We start from the raw sequence: 14,547 nt of genomic DNA on the forward strand, positions 1-14,547 counted from the left end.
GGGGGAATGGCTCGCGGACGAAAAAATTCCGCGGGCCGACTCGAAACCCTGACCGATTGACGCGCGCAGATCAAGACCTTCATACAGCTGTGACTTACTCAACAAGGTTTCGTAATAAGAAATCGGCCAGGACCCCACAAATCCGACTTCACCCCCCAACCACCTTTAGATGTAAGGGGCTTCCATCCTTCTTTTCGGGGATGCGACCGGTCCCAAAGGAGTAGAGACCCACCTGAGAGGTCACCGGCGAGCAGGAGGAGACGGCCTGAATGTGCCCTTAGTTTCTTAACGGAGACGACGGTGCCTGACCGACGTCACGCTCGAGGGGCAAGGCTGTCATGGGGAAAGCAGGAGGGGGCCCGCGCGGAGTAGCCGCGCGGGCAGGCGGATGGAGCGCGCAGCACCGCTGGGCCGCCGTGGGGATCTGGGTGCTGTTCGTCCTTCTTGCCATGGTGGCCGGTTCGGCTGTGGGCACCGTCAAGCTCAAGGACGACGAACAGCTGAAGGGTGAGACCACCCAGGCCGCGAAGATCACAGCGAAGGCGGGAGTCGAGGAGCCGGCCGGCGAGACGGTACTCGTCCAGGCGCGCAACGGCTCGGTGAAAGCCACCGACGCGGGATTCCGCAAGGCCGTCGACGAGGTGGTCAAGGCGGTCGGCGACACGGGTGCGGTCACCGCGGTGACGTCTCCGTACGACACCAAGAGCATCTCGAAGGACGGACGCAGCGCGCTCGTCCAGTTCGATGTGCGCGGGGACCCCGAGACGGCGGGTGACCGGATCGAGCCGGTGCTCAAGGCCGTTGCCACGGTCCAGGACCGGCACAAGGAGCTGCGGATCGAGGAGATCGGCGGCGCCAGTATGCGAAAGACCTTCGACGACGCGTTCGGCGACGACTTCCAGCAGGCGGAGCTCTCGGCGGTGCCGGTCGCGCTCGGCATTCTGCTGATCGCCTTCGGCGCCCTGGTGGCGGCACTGCTGCCGGTAGCTCTGGCCATCACCGCGATCATGGCGACGACGGGGCTGATGGGCGTCGTCAGCCACTTCCAGCCGATGAGCGACAGCGCGAGCTCCGTGATGCTGCTGGTGGGTCTGGCGGTCGGCGTCGACTACTGCCTGTTCTATCTGCGGCGCGAGCGCGAGGAACGGGCCGCGGGTCACGACGCGCACACCGCGATGCAGATCGCCGCGGCGACCAGTGGCCGGGCCGTCATCGTCTCCGGTGTGACGGTGTGCGTGGCGATGGCCGGCATGCTCTTCACCGGCATCGGCACCTTCGAGTCGATGGGCCTGGCCTCGCTGATCGTGGTGGCCGTGGCGATGGTGGGCTCGGTAACGGTGCTGCCGGCGCTGCTTTCGCTGCTCGGCGAGCGGGTGGAGAAGGGGCGCATCCCCTTCCTGAACCGCAAGAAGCGCGCCGGGAACGGCACCGACAGCGGCAGCCGCGTGTGGACCCGGGTCCTCGGTGGCGTACTGAAGCGTCCCGCGGTGTCGCTGGTGGTGGCCGCGGGAGCGCTGGTCGCCATCGCGCTGCCCGCGCTCGGCATGAAGACGCAGAACCTCACGCTGGACCAGGAGTTCGGCGACTCGGTGCCGATCGTGGCGACCTACGGGCGGATCAATGAGGCGTTCCCGGGCGGTGCGGACCCGGCGGTGGTCATCGTCAAGGCGGACGACATCAACGCGGGGCCGGTGAAGCAGGGGATCGACGACTTCCGTAAGCAGGCGGTGAGTTCGGGCGCGTCCCGGGGGCCCGTCGAAGTGGTCCGGCACGACGCGCAGGGCATCGCATTTGTATACGTACCGCTGGTGGGCGGCTCCGACCAGGACAAGGCGGAGAAGAGCCTGGACATCCTGCGCAAGGAGGTTCGTCCGGCGACACTCGGCAAGATCGACGGGCTGCAGGCGCCGATCACCGGTCAGGTCGCGGGCTCGAAGGACTTCAACGACCAGCTCACCGGGGCCGTGACACCCGTCTTCGCCTTTGTGGTGGTGTTCGCCTTCATCCTGATGCTGCTGTCGTTCCGGTCGCTGACGATCGCGATCACCTCGATCGTGCTCAACCTGCTGTCGGTGGGTGCGGCGTACGGCATTCTCACCGCGGTCTTCCAGCACGGCTGGGGAGCGTCGCTGGTCGGCGCGGAGGGCGTGGGCGCCATCATCACGTGGCTGCCGCTGTTCCTCTTCGTGATCCTGTTCGGGCTCTCGATGGACTACCACGTGTTCGTGGTGTCCCGGATCCGCGAGGCGAAGGTTCAGGGGCGTGACACGCGGGACGCGATCACCCATGGCGTGGTGACGACGGCGGGCGTGGTGACGAGCGCGGCGGTCATCATGGTCGCGGTGTTCGCGATCTTCGGCACGCTGTCGATGCAGTCGATGAAGCAGATGGGCGTCGGCCTCGCGGCGGCGGTCCTGATCGACGCGACGGTCATCCGCGGGGTGCTGCTGCCGGCGATCATGGCGCTGCTGGGCGACAAGAACTGGTACTTCCCGAAGTGGCTGCGGTGGCTGCCGGATCTGACGCACGACGAGTCCGCGGCGGCTCCGGCCCCGGTGGCGGGACCACGCCACGACGACGACCGCCCGGACCCGGTGCGGGTCTGACGAGGGGTGAGCGGGCGGGGCCCGGTGTCGGGGCTCCGCCCCGAACCCTCCCCCTACGCCCTACGGGCGTAGGGGGACCCCCGCTCCTCAATCGCCGGAGGGGCTCTCTTCGTCAGCGCTGATACCGCGCAAGCACCTGATTCCCGTCCTTCACAAGCCGTTTACACAGCTCGCTCTCGTCGATCGCGCCGCTGTAGTACTCCTGCAGCGCGGGCGTGGCCACCTTGTCCTTCCATTCCGGATAGCCCCGCACCGACTGCGTGGGCGCGGACCGCAGATCCCGTGCGAGCGCCGCGCCGGTGGCCCAGCCGTCCTTCTCCGTGTGCAGCGCGGGGTCCGCCAGCGCCCGCGTGCCGGTCGGCAGCATCCAGTCGCCCTTCGCGAGCCGCACCATGTTCTGCGGCTGCAGCATGAAGTCGATGAACCGCGCCGCCTCCTTCTTGTACGGACTGTCCTCGGCGATCGAGAGCGTCTGCGGGCTCACCCCCTGGGCCAGGCCCCCGTCCCCGGCCGGGGCGGGCAGCACCGTCCACTCGAGCCCCTTGGGCGCCTGCTGCACGATCTGCTGCCGGTACGAGAAGCCGAGCGGGACCATCGCGTACTTGCCGCCGAAGAAGCCGGGCAGGGTGTCGGAGCCACCCGAGCCGAGAGTGGTGCGCGATGCGCTCCGGTCGGTGTTGACCTGTGCGTTGATGGTTCGGGGCACCACCTGGTCGGCCGTGTCGAAACGGACTTGGACCTTGCCGTCGGCGCCGCGGTGGAAGACCTGGCCGCCGGTGGAGAGGGAGAGGTTGAGAGTGGCCGAGACCGGCTCCTTGAGCGGCCAGGCGATGCCGTACTTCCCCTCCCCCATCTTCTGCGTCAGTGCCTTGGTGACCTGCCGGAACTCCTCCCAGCTCCACGGCTGCCGAGCAGTCGGCACGCGCACCCCCGAGGAGTGAAGAAGCCTCTTGTTGGCGATGAGGACGCGCGGCTCCTGGAGGAAGGGGACGCCGTAGATCCCCTCGCCGAAGGTCGCGGTCTGCCAGCTCTGCCGCGGGATGCCGGACCTGAGGCGCTGGGGCAGCAGCTCCCCGATATCGGCGAGATAGCCGCCGTACGCGAAGTCGGCGAGGTCGTCGGAGGCGTCGTGGATGATGTCCGGCGCCTCGCCGCCCTCGAAGGCGGTCAGCAACTGGTCATGGACGCTGTCCCAGCTGCCCTGGATGTACGTCACCCGGATGTCGGGATGACGCGCGTTCCACTCCGCCACCAGCTCCTTGTTGGCGTCGACGGACTCCTTCTGCCAAGCCAGCGACTGGAAGCGGAGCGTGACTCTCCCCTCGGTGTTCTTGCCGTCGTCCGAACAGCCGGTCAGCAGGAGGACGAGCGCGGTCGCCGCGGCTGCGAGCAGTCGTACGCGCATCAGCTCTTCACCGCCCCGGCCAGCATCCCGCCCGTGATCCGCCGCTGGATGACGGCGAAGACGACGAGCGAGGGCAGCGTCGCAAGGAACGCGGCCGCCGCGAGCGGCCCGAGGTCGGCGACGCCCTCCGCGCCGAGGAAGTGGGTGAGGACGACCGGCAGCGTCTGCTTCTCCGGGGTCTTGAGCAGGACGAGCGCGAAGAAGAACTCGTTCCATGCGGTGATGAAGGCGAACAGCGCGGTCGCGACGATGCCGGGGGCGAGCAGCGGCGCGGTGACCGAGACAAGGGTGCGGACCCGGCTCGCGCCGTCGACGGCCGCGGCCTCCTCCAACTCGCGGGGCACGGCCCGTACGTACCCGACCAGCATCCAGAGCGCGAACGGCAGCGCCCACACCACATACACCATGATCAGGCCGGACAGAGTGTTGATCAGCTGCAGGTTCTTCAGGACCAGGAACAGCGGAATGATCACCAGGACGAACGGGAACGCCTGGCTGACCACGACCCAGCCGGTGGCGGCGGTGGAGAGCCTCGTGCGGTTGCGGGCCATGACATAGGCCATGGGGGTCGCGATCAGCACGGCGACGACGGCCGCGGCCAGGGCCGCGACGAGGCTGTTGGCGGCGGCCTGGAGAAGGGGCTGTTCGTCGAAGGCCTGCCGGAAGTTGTCGAGGGTCGGGTCCTCGGGGATCCAGGAGGGGTGCAGCGAGCCCAGTTCGCGCGGCGGCTTGACGGCGGTGGACAGCAGCCAGAGGAAGGGAAAGGCGAGAAAGACGAGATAGCACAGGAGCGCGAGGTACTGGCCTGCGCGGGCGGACCTGCTGGTGCGGAGGGCCGTCACTTCTCGTCGCCTCCCTTGAGCCGTCCTGCGAGATAGAGGGCGAGCATCATCGAGATGACCGCGACCATGACGCAGCCCATGGCGGCGGCGTATCCGAACTGGCCGTAGCGGAACGCCTCTTCGTAGGCGAAGAGCATGGGCAGGCGGGTGCGGCCGCCGGGTCCGCCGCCCGTGAGCACGTAGACCAGGGCGAAGGAGTTGAAGTTCCAGATGAAGTTGAGCGCGGTGATGGCGAGGGCGACGGGTCTGAGGGCGGGCCAGGTGACCGTGCGGAAGCGGCGCCAGGCCCCGGCGCCGTCGAGGGCGGCGGCTTCGTGGAGTTCGTGCGGGGTGTTCTGGAGCCCGGCGAGGAGGGCGACGGTGGTCTGCGGCATACCGGCCCAGACGCCGACGAGGACGACTGCGGGCAGGGCGGTGGCAAGTCCGGAGAGCCAGTCGCGTCCGTCGCCGAGCCCGAGGTCGCGGATGGTCTCGTTGAGGATGCCGGCGTCCGGGTTGTAGACGAGCCGCCACATGATGCCGACGACGACTTCCGGCATGGCCCAGGGAATGATCGCGAGGGCACGGGCGAGAAAGCGTAATCGGAGGTTCTGGTTGAGCAGCAGGGCGAGGCCGAGAGCCAGCGCGAACTGGGGGACGGTCACTCCGAGCGCCCAGAGCAGGCCGATCCTGAACGAGTCCCAGAAGAGGGTGTCGTGGACCAGGTCCCGGAAGTTGAGGGTCCCGATCCATTCGGTGGGTTCGGTGCGGCCGGCCTGGGAGTCGGTGAAGGCGAGTGAGATGCCGTAGAGCAGGGGGCCGACGCTGAGGACGAGGATCGGGATCAGGGCGGGAAGTACGAGGAACCAGGTTCCGTGGTCCGACTGCCTTCCGGCCCGTGGCCGTGTGGACCCTGGCCGTGTGGAGCGTGCCCTCGCGGACCGTGGCTTTCCGGACCGTGGTGTGAGGCTCGCCAATGTCACGGATTCGACTCCTTCGGGCGGCTCATCCTGTTCCGGCCCCGGCGGCCCCCGTCATCGTGCTGACGGTCCGTCGGTTCGTCAAGGCAACCTGCATGAATGCGAGACTCTGTCGCCATGGATGAGACACGGGCCCGCGACGTACTGGCGGCTGCGGGACTGCCTGCCGGCGCGACGCTGCTGGCGCTCGGCGAGAACGCGGTGTTCGGGGCGAGCGAGGTCGTCGTCAAAGTCGGCCGGGACGCGGAGCTGCTGGCGCGGGCGGACCGCGAGCTGGCGGTCGGGGCGTGGCTGGCGGAGGCGGGTGTGCCGGCGGTCCGGCCCGCGGAGCCGAAGGCGCGCCTGGTCGAGGGGCACCCGGTGACGGTGTGGCACCGGCTGCCGGACGCGGTGCGGGTGGCGGAGCCGGCGGACCTGGCGCGGCTGCTGCGTCTGGTTCATGCGCTGCCGTCCCCTCCCTTCCCGCTTCCGCGGCGGGAGTTGCTGGGAGGTGTGGAACGGTGGCTGCGGCTGGCGGGGGACGCGATCGATCCGGCGGACGCGGCGTATCTGCGCGCCCGCCGCGACGGTTTCGCGGCGGCGGCGTCCGCGCTGACACCGCACCTCCCGCCGGGCCCGATCCACGGCGACGCGCTCCCCCGCAACATTCACGTGGGCCCGGACGGCCCTGTCCTGGTCGACCTCGAGACGTTCTCGTCGGACTTCCGGGAGCACGACCTGGTGGTCATGGCGCTGACGCGCGACCGGTACGGCCTTGCGCCGGACGCGTACGAGTCGTTCACGGAGGCGTACGGGTGGGATGTGCGCGAGTGGGAGGGCTGCGGGGTCCTGCGGGGCGCACGCGAAACGGCGAGCTGCGCATGGGTGGCGCAGCACGCCCCGACGAACCCGGCGGCGCGGGAGGAGTTCGCCCGGCGGGTCGCGTCACTGCGTGAGGGGGCGGAGGGGGTGCGCTGGCACGCGTTCTGACGGTGCGGGGGCGGACGCGCCGTAACCAAGGGGCTTCGCCCCCTGGACCCCCGAACGCGCTTCGCGCGTGTCCTCAATCTCCCCCAAACTTCGTCCGGGGGGACCCCAGACGGGCTTGAATTGTGCGGCTCGGCCGCACAATTCAAGCCCCGCCGGCGTTTGAGGCGTGTGGGTCCCCCACGCCCGCAGGGCGTAGGGGGAGGGTCCGGGGCGGAGCCCCGGGCTCAGCCCGCCGACGGCACCAGCTCCCGCACCGGCCACGACGCGTCCACCACCGCGTCCGCACTGCCCTTGCGGCGCAGAAAGCGCTGGAAGTCCGTCGCCCACTCCGCGTACCACGAGATCTGGCGCTCATGCAGCTCCGCCGGTGTCAGCGCGGCCACCACCTCGTGCCGTTCCGCTATCGCACACGCCACCCGGACCGCTGCCAAGGCGTCCGCGCTCGCGTCGTGGGCCGACTCCAGTACTACGCCGTATTCCGTGCAGACCGCCTCCAGCGTCCGCTTGCCCTTGCGGTAGCGGTCGACTGCGCGGTCGATCGTGTAGGGGTCGATCACCGGGCCGATCTCGCGGCCGCCCAGGCGGGCACTCAGCGACGGCAGGCCGTGTCGCTGCAACTCGGCCGTCAGCAGGGTCAGATCGAAGGCCGCGTTGTACGCCACGACCGGCACGCCCTGCGCCCAGTACCCCGTCAGCGTCTGAGCGATCTCGTCCGCCACGTCCCGCGCCGGACGGCCCTCCGCCGAAGCGCGTTCGCTGCTGATGCCGTGGATCGCCGATGCCTGCGCCGGGATGTGGATCCCCGGGTCCGCCAGCCATCCGAGCCGCCGCACCGGCTCCCCCGGCCGGACCCCGACGATCGCGGCCGTCACGATCCGCGCCTCCAGCGGCTCCGTACCCGTCGTCTCCAGATCGAAGCCGACCAGCGGTTCCCCGTGCCAAGCCATCGTGGCCCCCTCCCTTGTGGTGCTCCCCGTGGTGCATCCCCCGTGGGTGTTCACCCTCCCACGCGCCACTGACAACTCAGGAAACCGGCCGCGAGTCCGCCCACACGGACTCGAACTCCTCGCGATATGTCTGAAACAGCCCGTGCTCGCTGTCGTGGCCCGCACGCACGACCGCACGCCCGCCACCCCGCAGCACCAGCACCGGCGCCTCCATGCCACGGGCCCGGCGCAGATAGGACTGGATGACGGCGAGGCCGTCAGGTCCGTCGCCGTCGACCAGATAGGCCGTGAAGCGGGGGGTCTCGTCGAAGACCTGGATCTCGAAGGCCCCCGGGTCCCGCAGCTTGGAGCGGACCCGGCGCATATGGAGGATGTTCATCTCCACCGTACGGCTCAACTCGCCCTTCTTGAGGCCCAGTTCCCGCTCGCGCCGCTTCACCGCGCTGCTCGCCGGGTTGAGGAAGATGAGGCGGACCCGGCAGCCGGACTCGGCGAGGCGGACCAGCCTGCGGCCGGAGAAGTTCTGGACCAGGAGGTTCAGGCCGATGCCGATCGCGTCGAGGCGCCGCGCGCCCCCGAACAGGTCTTCGGCCGGGAGCTGCCGTTGCAGCCTGACCCGGTCGGGGTGGACCGAGACCACGTCCGCGTAGCGGTCGCCGACGAGATCCTCCACCGCGTCGACCGGCAGCCGGTCCGCTGCGGCGACACCCGCACCGCTGCCGAGTATCTCGAGCAGCCGCGCGGAGGCACGCTCCGCCTGCGCGAGGACCGTCTCGTTCAGCGCACGGTTGCGGGAGACCACATTGCGCGCGACCTCCAGCTCGTCCAGCGCCAGCTCCACATCACGCCGGTCGTCGAAGTACGGCTCGAAGCACGGCCAGTGCTGGACCATCAGCTCACGCAGCTGAGGAAGGGTCAGAAAGGACAGGACATTGTCGTCCGCCGGATCGAGCAGATAGCCCTTGCGGCGCGAGACCTCCCGCACCGCGACTGCCCGCTGCACCCACTCCTGCCCGGCCGGGCCCGCCGCGGCCACCACCCAGTCGTCGCCGTGCACCGGTTCGTAGATCGGGCGCAGCACCGCGGCCACCACCGCCCGCAGCCGCTGCTCCACCAGGTTCAGCCAGATGTAGGCCCGCCCGGCACGCTGCGCGCGTGTACGGACCTCGCTCCAGGCGTCCGCGCCCCAGTCCAGTTCCGCCCCGATCTCCATCGGTCTGGCGAGGGATACCGCTCCGGGCGGCACATCGGCGGAGTCCCCCTCGTGACCTGCGTCACCGGGGGGTAGCTCCAGCCCTCCCGAGCTCACCCGTGCACCGCCTTTTCCGCCCCCACCCAACGATCAAGGAAGACTACTCCGCCTGCGGGAGGCGGTGCAGCCGGATGGGCAGTGTACTTTCCCAACTCCCTTGCCAATTCCGACCGTTCTGCCAGGCGAGATCTGCCGGAGTGAGCGGATTCATAGTGGTTGCTGCCATGGTCGATACGGGGGCGAATCAAGGAACCCGATGTTGACCGCGTCGTCCGCGGTCACCGAGGCCACTTAGCGGCAATACTTTCGGTGAGGATCTGGGCCAAGTGCCCCCCAGCACCCGGATCAGAAGTGGAAGAGTCATATCTATGCAGGTCTGGCCGGGACAGGCGTATCCCCTCGGTGCCACGTACGACGGCGCCGGAACCAACTTCGCGGTGTACTCCGAAGCCGCGCGGCGCATCGAGCTGTGCTTGCTGCACGACGACGGCTCGGAGACCGCGGTGGAGCTGCGTGAGACCGACGCTTTCGTGCGGCATGCCTATCTGCCGGGCGTGATGCCGGGTCAGCGGTACGGATTCCGGGTCCACGGCCCGTACGAACCTGAGCGCGGGCAGCGGTGCAACTCCGCCAAGCTGCTCCTCGATCCGTACGCACGTGCGGTCAGCGGTTCCATCGACTGGGGCGAGTCGGTGTACGGCTACCACTTCGGCAAGCCGGACTCGCGCAACGACCTGGACTCGGCGCCGCACACGATGACATCGGTGGTGGTCAATCCGTACTTCGACTGGGGCGACGACCGTCCGCCGCGTACCGACTATCACCGCACGGTGATCTACGAGGCCCATGTGAAGGGCCTGACCATGCTGCATCAGGAGCTGCCGCCGGAGCTGCGCGGCACCTACGCCGGTCTGGCGCACCCCTCCGTGATCTCGCATCTGACCGAACTGGGCGTCACGACGCTCGAGTTGATGCCGGTCCACCAGTTCGTCAACGACCACCGTCTGGTGGACTCCAAGCTGAACAACTACTGGGGCTACAACACCATCGGGTTCTTCGCCCCGCACAATGCCTACGCCTCCTGGGGCGACCGCGGCGAGCAGGTGCTGGAGTTCAAGCAGGCGGTGCGGGCCCTGCACCAGGCGGGCATCGAGGTCATTCTCGACGTGGTCTACAACCACACCGCCGAGGGCAACCACCTGGGCCCCACGCTCTCCTTCCGGGGCCTGGACAACGCCTCGTACTACCGGCTGTCCGAGGATCCCCGTTATTACACGGACACCACGGGCACCGGAAACTCGCTGCTGATGCGCAGCCCCCACGTGCTGCAACTGATCATGGACTCGCTGCGGTACTGGGTGACCGAGATGCACGTGGACGGCTTCCGCTTCGACCTCGCGGCGACACTGGCCCGGCAGTTCCACGAGGTGGACCGGCTGTCGTCGTTCTTCGACCTGGTGCAGCAGGATCCGGTGGTCAGCCAGGTGAAGCTGATCGCCGAGCCGTGGGACGTGGGCGAGGGCGGCTACCAGGTGGGGAACTTCCCGCCGCTGTGGACCGAGTGGAACGGCAAGTACCGCGACACCGTACGGGACCTGTGGCGGGGCGAACCGCGGACGCTCGCGGAGTTCGCTTCGCGGCTGACCGGCTCGTCCGATCTCTACCAGGACGACGGCCGGCGCCCGCTGGCCTCCATCAACTTCACCACCTGCCACGACGGTTTTACGCTGCACGATCTGGTCTCGTACAACGAGAAGCACAACGAGGCGAACGGCGAGGGAAACCGCGACGGCGAGAGCCACAACCGGTCCTGGAACTGTGGCGTCGAGGGCGACACGGACGACCCCGAGGTGGTCGATCTGCGGGACCGGCAGATGCGCAACTTCATCGCGACGCTGATGCTCTCGCAGGGTGTGCCGATGCTCAGCCACGGAGACGAGTTCGCGCGTACGCAGGGCGGCAACAACAACGCGTACTGCCAGGACAACGAGGTGTCCTGGGTGCGCTGGCCGGAGCCGGGCGCGGACGAGGACGGCACGCTGCTGGACTTCACCCGCGCGATGGTGTGGCTGCGGCGCGACCACCCGGTGTTCCGGCGGCGACGCTTCTTCCACGGGCGCCCGGTGGAGGGGACGCACGACGAGCTCTCCGACATCGCGTGGTTCACTCCCGAGGGTGAAGAGATGGTCCAGCGGGACTGGCAGGCGGCGCATGCCAAGGCGCTGTCGGTGTTTTTGAACGGACATGCGATTTCGGAGCCCGGGCCCCGGGGTGAGCGGATCTCCGACGACTCGTTCCTGCTGATGTTCAATGCGAGCGCCGAGGACCTGGACTTCGCGGTGCCGGTGAATCACGGCCGGCAGTGGCAGGTCGTCGTGGACACGGCACGCAAGGAGGGCGTCCCGCCGGGCCAGGGCCCGAAGGTGGCGGCCGGGGACCGGGTGCGGCTGATCGGCCGGAGTCTGACGGTGCTGCGGCGACCCGCATAGGTCCCCGTCCGGTCGTCAGGACGCCCGGCCGAGCGCCAGGCCCTCGCCCGGCGGCACGCGTGCCGCCGGGCAAACGTAGCCCGAACGGCGGGTACCGGCGCATGGGCCGATGACACAGATGCCCTCAAGGTGGGTACGTACGTTCGCATGACGCCCACCGCCACCTACCGGCTGCAGCTGCAGCCGGACTTTCCGTTCGCGGCCGCCGCGCTGGCAGTGCCGTACCTCGCCGAGCTCGGGGTCTCGCATCTGCATCTGTCGCCCGTCCTCGAGGCGGTGCCGGGTTCGACCCACGGCTATGACGTCGTCGACCCGACGCGGGTGCGCGAGGAGCTGGGCGGCGAGGCGGGCCTGCGGGAGCTGGCCCGCACGGCCCGCGAGCACGGTCTTGGGCTCGTCCTGGACATCGTCCCGAACCACATGGCCGCCGTGCCGCGTCACAACCGGGCCCTGTGGGAGGTGCTGCGCGAGGGTCCGCTCTCCCCGTACGCGCGCTGGTTCGACATCGACTGGGAGGCGGGCGGCGGAAAGGTCCTGCTGCCGGTGCTCACGGGCCGGTTCGGGGAGGAGCTGGAGTCGCTGTGGGTCGAGGGGGATGTGCTGCACTACGGGGAGCAGAGCTTCCCGCTGCGCGAGTCCACCGAGAAACTGCCGCTGCCCGAGCTGCTCGACGCCCAGTGGTACCGGCTCGGCTGGTGGCGGCTCGCCCGTACCGAGCTCAACTACCGGCGTTTTTTCACCATTTCGGACCTGATCGGGGTACGGGTGGAGGACCCGGAGGTCTTCGACGCCACCCATTCCAAGATCCTTGAGCTGGTACGGGACGGGGTGGTGGACGGCCTGCGGGTGGACCACCCGGACGGGCTGGCCGACCCCGAGGAGTATCTGCGGCGGCTCGACGAGGCGACGGACGGGGCGTGCTGGACGATCGTCGAGAAGATCCTCACGGGTGACGAGCACCTCCCGGCGGGCTGGCCCGTGGCCGGCACGACGGGATACGACGCGCTGCGGCACCTCGACGGCCTGTTCGTCGACCCGGCGGGCGCGGCCGAACTGCTTCGCCTGTACCGGGAGTTCGCCGGTCCGGCAGGCGACCGGGGCGGCTACTGGGAAGCTACGGTGCGCCGCGCCGCGTACAAAGTGGTCACGCATGATCTGGCTGCCGAGACCGCGACGCTGACCCGCCTCGCGGAACGCGTCTGCGCGGCGGATCCCACCCTGCGCGACCACGCGCCGTGGGCGCTGCGGGCCGCGGTGCGCGAGCTGCTGGTACGGGTGCCCGTCTACCGGCCGTACCGCGTCGGCGGCGAGGACGCGCTGCCGCTGCGGGCGGCCGCCGGAGCGAAGGCGGCGTTCGCTGTCACCGAGGAGTCCTCGGCCGTCGAGGTGGTGCGGGACCTGGCGCTGGGGCGGCTCGGCGACGGTCCCGACCATGCCGCCTTCCGTGCCCGCTTCGCCCAGACGTCGTCCGCCCTGCGCGCCAAGTCCGTCGAGGACACGGCCTTCTACCGCTACGCGCCGCTGATCTCGGCGAACGAGGTGGGCGGGGACCCGGGCAGTCCGGCGGTGGCTCCGGAGCGGTTCCATGCGTACTGCGCCCGGATCGCGCGCGACTGGCCCGCCACCGGGACGGTGCTGACGACGCACGACACGAAGCGCAGCTCGGATGTGCGGGCCAGGATCGCCGTGCTCTCCGAGTGCCCGGAGCGGTGGGCGGACTTCCTGGGGCGGATCACTGAGGAGTCGGGCCGCGCGGAGGGCGGCAGCGCACCCGATCCGCATCTGGCGTGGGTGACCTGGCAGACGGCGCTCGGGTTCGGTATCCCGTACGGCGAAAGGCTTCAGACGGCGCTGCTCAAGGCCGTGCGCGAAGCGGCGCTGCACACCACCTGGACGGAGCCGGACCCGGCGTACGAGCGGGCCGTCACCGAGTTCGTGGGCGCGGGGCCCGCGGGGCCGCCCCTGTACTCGGTCGCACTCTTCGCCCGTGAGCTGGATCCGTACACCCGGGCCAATTCACTCGGCGGGACGCTGCTGCACCTGACGATGCCAGGGGTGCCGGACCTCTACCAGGACACGGAGCGCGAGTATCTGGCCCTGGTGGACCCGGACAACCGGCGGCCGTTCCGTGAGGGTCCGCCGACCGAGAAGACCGCGATCACGGAGGCGGCGCTGCGGCTGCGCGGGGAACGGCCGGAGGTCTTCGGCGAGTCGGGGACGTACGCACCGCTCGGCGCGAGCGGCCCCGCGGCCGACCACTGTGTGGCGTTCTGCCGCACGGGCGAGGTGGTCACGGCCATCACGCGGCTTTCGCGCCGGCTGGCGCAGGCGGGGGGCTGGGCGGACACGGAACTGTCACTGCCGGACGGCCGGTGGGCCGATCTGCTCGCTCCGGAGCGGGAGTTCGGGGGCGGGCCCGTGCCGCTGGCCGAGCTCTTCGCCGACCGCCCGGTGGCGCTGCTGAGCCGCAGGGCCGTTGATCGCAGCTAGACCTGTCCGGTGCTGGGGCGAGGTTCAGCGGGCGGTGAGGCGGAAGCTCATCCGGCCGAAGCCCACCATGTCCCCGTCGTGCACGACGACCGATCCGGTCACCCGGCGCCCGTTGACCGTGGTGCCGTTGGTCGAGCCCAGATCGCGCAGGATCCACAGGTTGCCCTGCCTGCTCAGCTCGGCGTGCAGGCGCGAGACGGTGTCATGGCTCAGCCGCAGCCCGTTGCCGGGGTCACGGCCGATCCGCAGGGGGTACGGGCCGGGTTCCGGCAGCAGGAGCGGCGGCAGCTTCTCGGCCTGCCAGGCGCGGCGCAGCCGTTCGGAGAAGGCGGACACCCGGCCCACCGCCCGGTACAGATGCTGTGACCAGCGGCCATCGGTGCCGAGGTCCGCGGTGAGCGCCCGCAGTTCGTCGGACCGGCGGGCGACCAGGGCGAGTTCCATCCGCCGTATGAAGGTGTCGTGCGACAACTTCCCCTGGGCCGCGCCCTCTCTGAGCACACCGAGCACACGGTCGCGCTCGGCATCAGAGAGCCGCGCGGGATACGTGTTGAACTCGTAGGAGGACGTCACGTACGCGATTGTCGG

The 14,547-nt window shown here is 69.7% G+C and carries 10 protein-coding genes; 4 read left to right on the forward strand and 6 right to left on the reverse strand.

Features of this window, described 5'->3' with window-relative positions:
- Positions 1 to 338: 338 nt before the first annotated feature.
- Complete coding sequence (locus ACI2LP_RS02880) at positions 339 to 2,606, forward strand: MMPL family transporter (protein ID WP_404722744.1); 2,268 nt, start codon at positions 339 to 341, stop codon at positions 2,604 to 2,606.
- A 112-nt stretch (positions 2,607 to 2,718) separates the two neighbouring features.
- Here ACI2LP_RS02880 and ACI2LP_RS02885 read toward each other — a convergent pair whose 3' ends face one another.
- Genes ACI2LP_RS02885 through ACI2LP_RS02895 form a run of 3 tightly spaced genes read right to left on the reverse strand, consistent with a single transcriptional unit; the run spans position 2,719 to position 5,815 of the window.
- Entirely contained in the window at positions 2,719 to 4,011 is a 1,293-nt protein-coding gene (locus tag ACI2LP_RS02885; RefSeq protein ID WP_404722745.1) for an extracellular solute-binding protein, read from the reverse strand.
- On the reverse strand, positions 4,011 to 4,853 hold the full coding sequence (locus ACI2LP_RS02890; RefSeq protein WP_404722746.1) for a carbohydrate ABC transporter permease: 843 nt from the start codon (positions 4,851 to 4,853) through the stop codon (positions 4,011 to 4,013). Before ACI2LP_RS02890 ends, ACI2LP_RS02885 begins: the two co-directional genes overlap by 1 nt.
- Positions 4,850 to 5,815, reverse strand: a complete 966-nt coding sequence (locus tag ACI2LP_RS02895) for a carbohydrate ABC transporter permease (protein WP_404722747.1) — start codon at positions 5,813 to 5,815, stop codon at positions 4,850 to 4,852. Before ACI2LP_RS02895 ends, ACI2LP_RS02890 begins: the two co-directional genes overlap by 4 nt.
- A gap of 114 nt (positions 5,816 to 5,929) precedes the next feature.
- Here ACI2LP_RS02895 and ACI2LP_RS02900 point away from each other — a divergent pair, with 114 nt between their 5' ends.
- Entirely contained in the window at positions 5,930 to 6,781 is an 852-nt protein-coding gene (locus ACI2LP_RS02900; protein WP_404722748.1) for a phosphotransferase enzyme family protein, read from the forward strand.
- A 224-nt stretch (positions 6,782 to 7,005) separates the two neighbouring features.
- Here ACI2LP_RS02900 and ACI2LP_RS02905 read toward each other — a convergent pair whose 3' ends face one another.
- Both ACI2LP_RS02905 and ACI2LP_RS02910 read right to left on the reverse strand, forming a co-directional pair.
- Entirely contained in the window at positions 7,006 to 7,728 is a 723-nt protein-coding gene (locus tag ACI2LP_RS02905; protein WP_404722749.1) for a 3'-5' exonuclease, read from the reverse strand.
- A gap of 76 nt (positions 7,729 to 7,804) precedes the next feature.
- Positions 7,805 to 9,037: an SAV2148 family HEPN domain-containing protein gene (locus tag ACI2LP_RS02910; protein ID WP_404722750.1), complete on the reverse strand. Its 1,233-nt coding sequence runs from the start codon at positions 9,035 to 9,037 to the stop codon at positions 7,805 to 7,807.
- 311 nt (positions 9,038 to 9,348) lie between these two features.
- Here ACI2LP_RS02910 and glgX point away from each other — a divergent pair, with 311 nt between their 5' ends.
- Together glgX and treY are read left to right on the forward strand one after the other, a co-directional pair.
- Positions 9,349 to 11,469 (forward strand): glycogen debranching protein GlgX, encoded by a 2,121-nt coding sequence (gene glgX, locus ACI2LP_RS02915; RefSeq protein ID WP_404722751.1) that lies wholly within the window; start codon positions 9,349 to 9,351, stop codon positions 11,467 to 11,469.
- A 147-nt stretch (positions 11,470 to 11,616) separates the two neighbouring features.
- A complete protein-coding gene (gene treY, locus ACI2LP_RS02920; protein ID WP_404722752.1) occupies positions 11,617 to 13,959 on the forward strand; it encodes a malto-oligosyltrehalose synthase in 2,343 nt (780 codons plus the stop codon).
- 24 nt (positions 13,960 to 13,983) lie between these two features.
- Here treY and ACI2LP_RS02925 read toward each other — a convergent pair whose 3' ends face one another.
- Positions 13,984 to 14,532 (reverse strand): DUF1707 and FHA domain-containing protein, encoded by a 549-nt coding sequence (locus tag ACI2LP_RS02925; protein ID WP_404722753.1) that lies wholly within the window; start codon positions 14,530 to 14,532, stop codon positions 13,984 to 13,986.
- Positions 14,533 to 14,547: the final 15 nt, after the last annotated feature.

The sequence above is a fragment of the Streptomyces sp. NPDC019890 genome, assembly GCF_044903445.1.
GTDB lineage: Bacteria > Actinomycetota > Actinomycetes > Streptomycetales > Streptomycetaceae > Streptomyces.

Bases quoted from the DNA above. Each gene is read 5' to 3' on its own strand.
- ACI2LP_RS02880 (WP_404722744.1), top strand. From the start codon at position 339: ATGGGGAAAGCAGGAGGGGGCCCGCGCGGAGTAGCCGCGCGGGCAGGC.
- ACI2LP_RS02885 (WP_404722745.1), bottom strand. From the start codon at position 4,011: ATGCGCGTACGACTGCTCGCAGCCGCGGCGACCGCGCTCGTCCTCCTG.
- ACI2LP_RS02900 (WP_404722748.1), top strand. From the start codon at position 5,930: ATGGATGAGACACGGGCCCGCGACGTACTGGCGGCTGCGGGACTGCCT.
- ACI2LP_RS02905 (WP_404722749.1), bottom strand. From the start codon at position 7,728: ATGGCTTGGCACGGGGAACCGCTGGTCGGCTTCGATCTGGAGACGACG.
- glgX (WP_404722751.1), top strand. From the start codon at position 9,349: ATGCAGGTCTGGCCGGGACAGGCGTATCCCCTCGGTGCCACGTACGAC.
- treY (WP_404722752.1), top strand. From the start codon at position 11,617: ATGACGCCCACCGCCACCTACCGGCTGCAGCTGCAGCCGGACTTTCCG.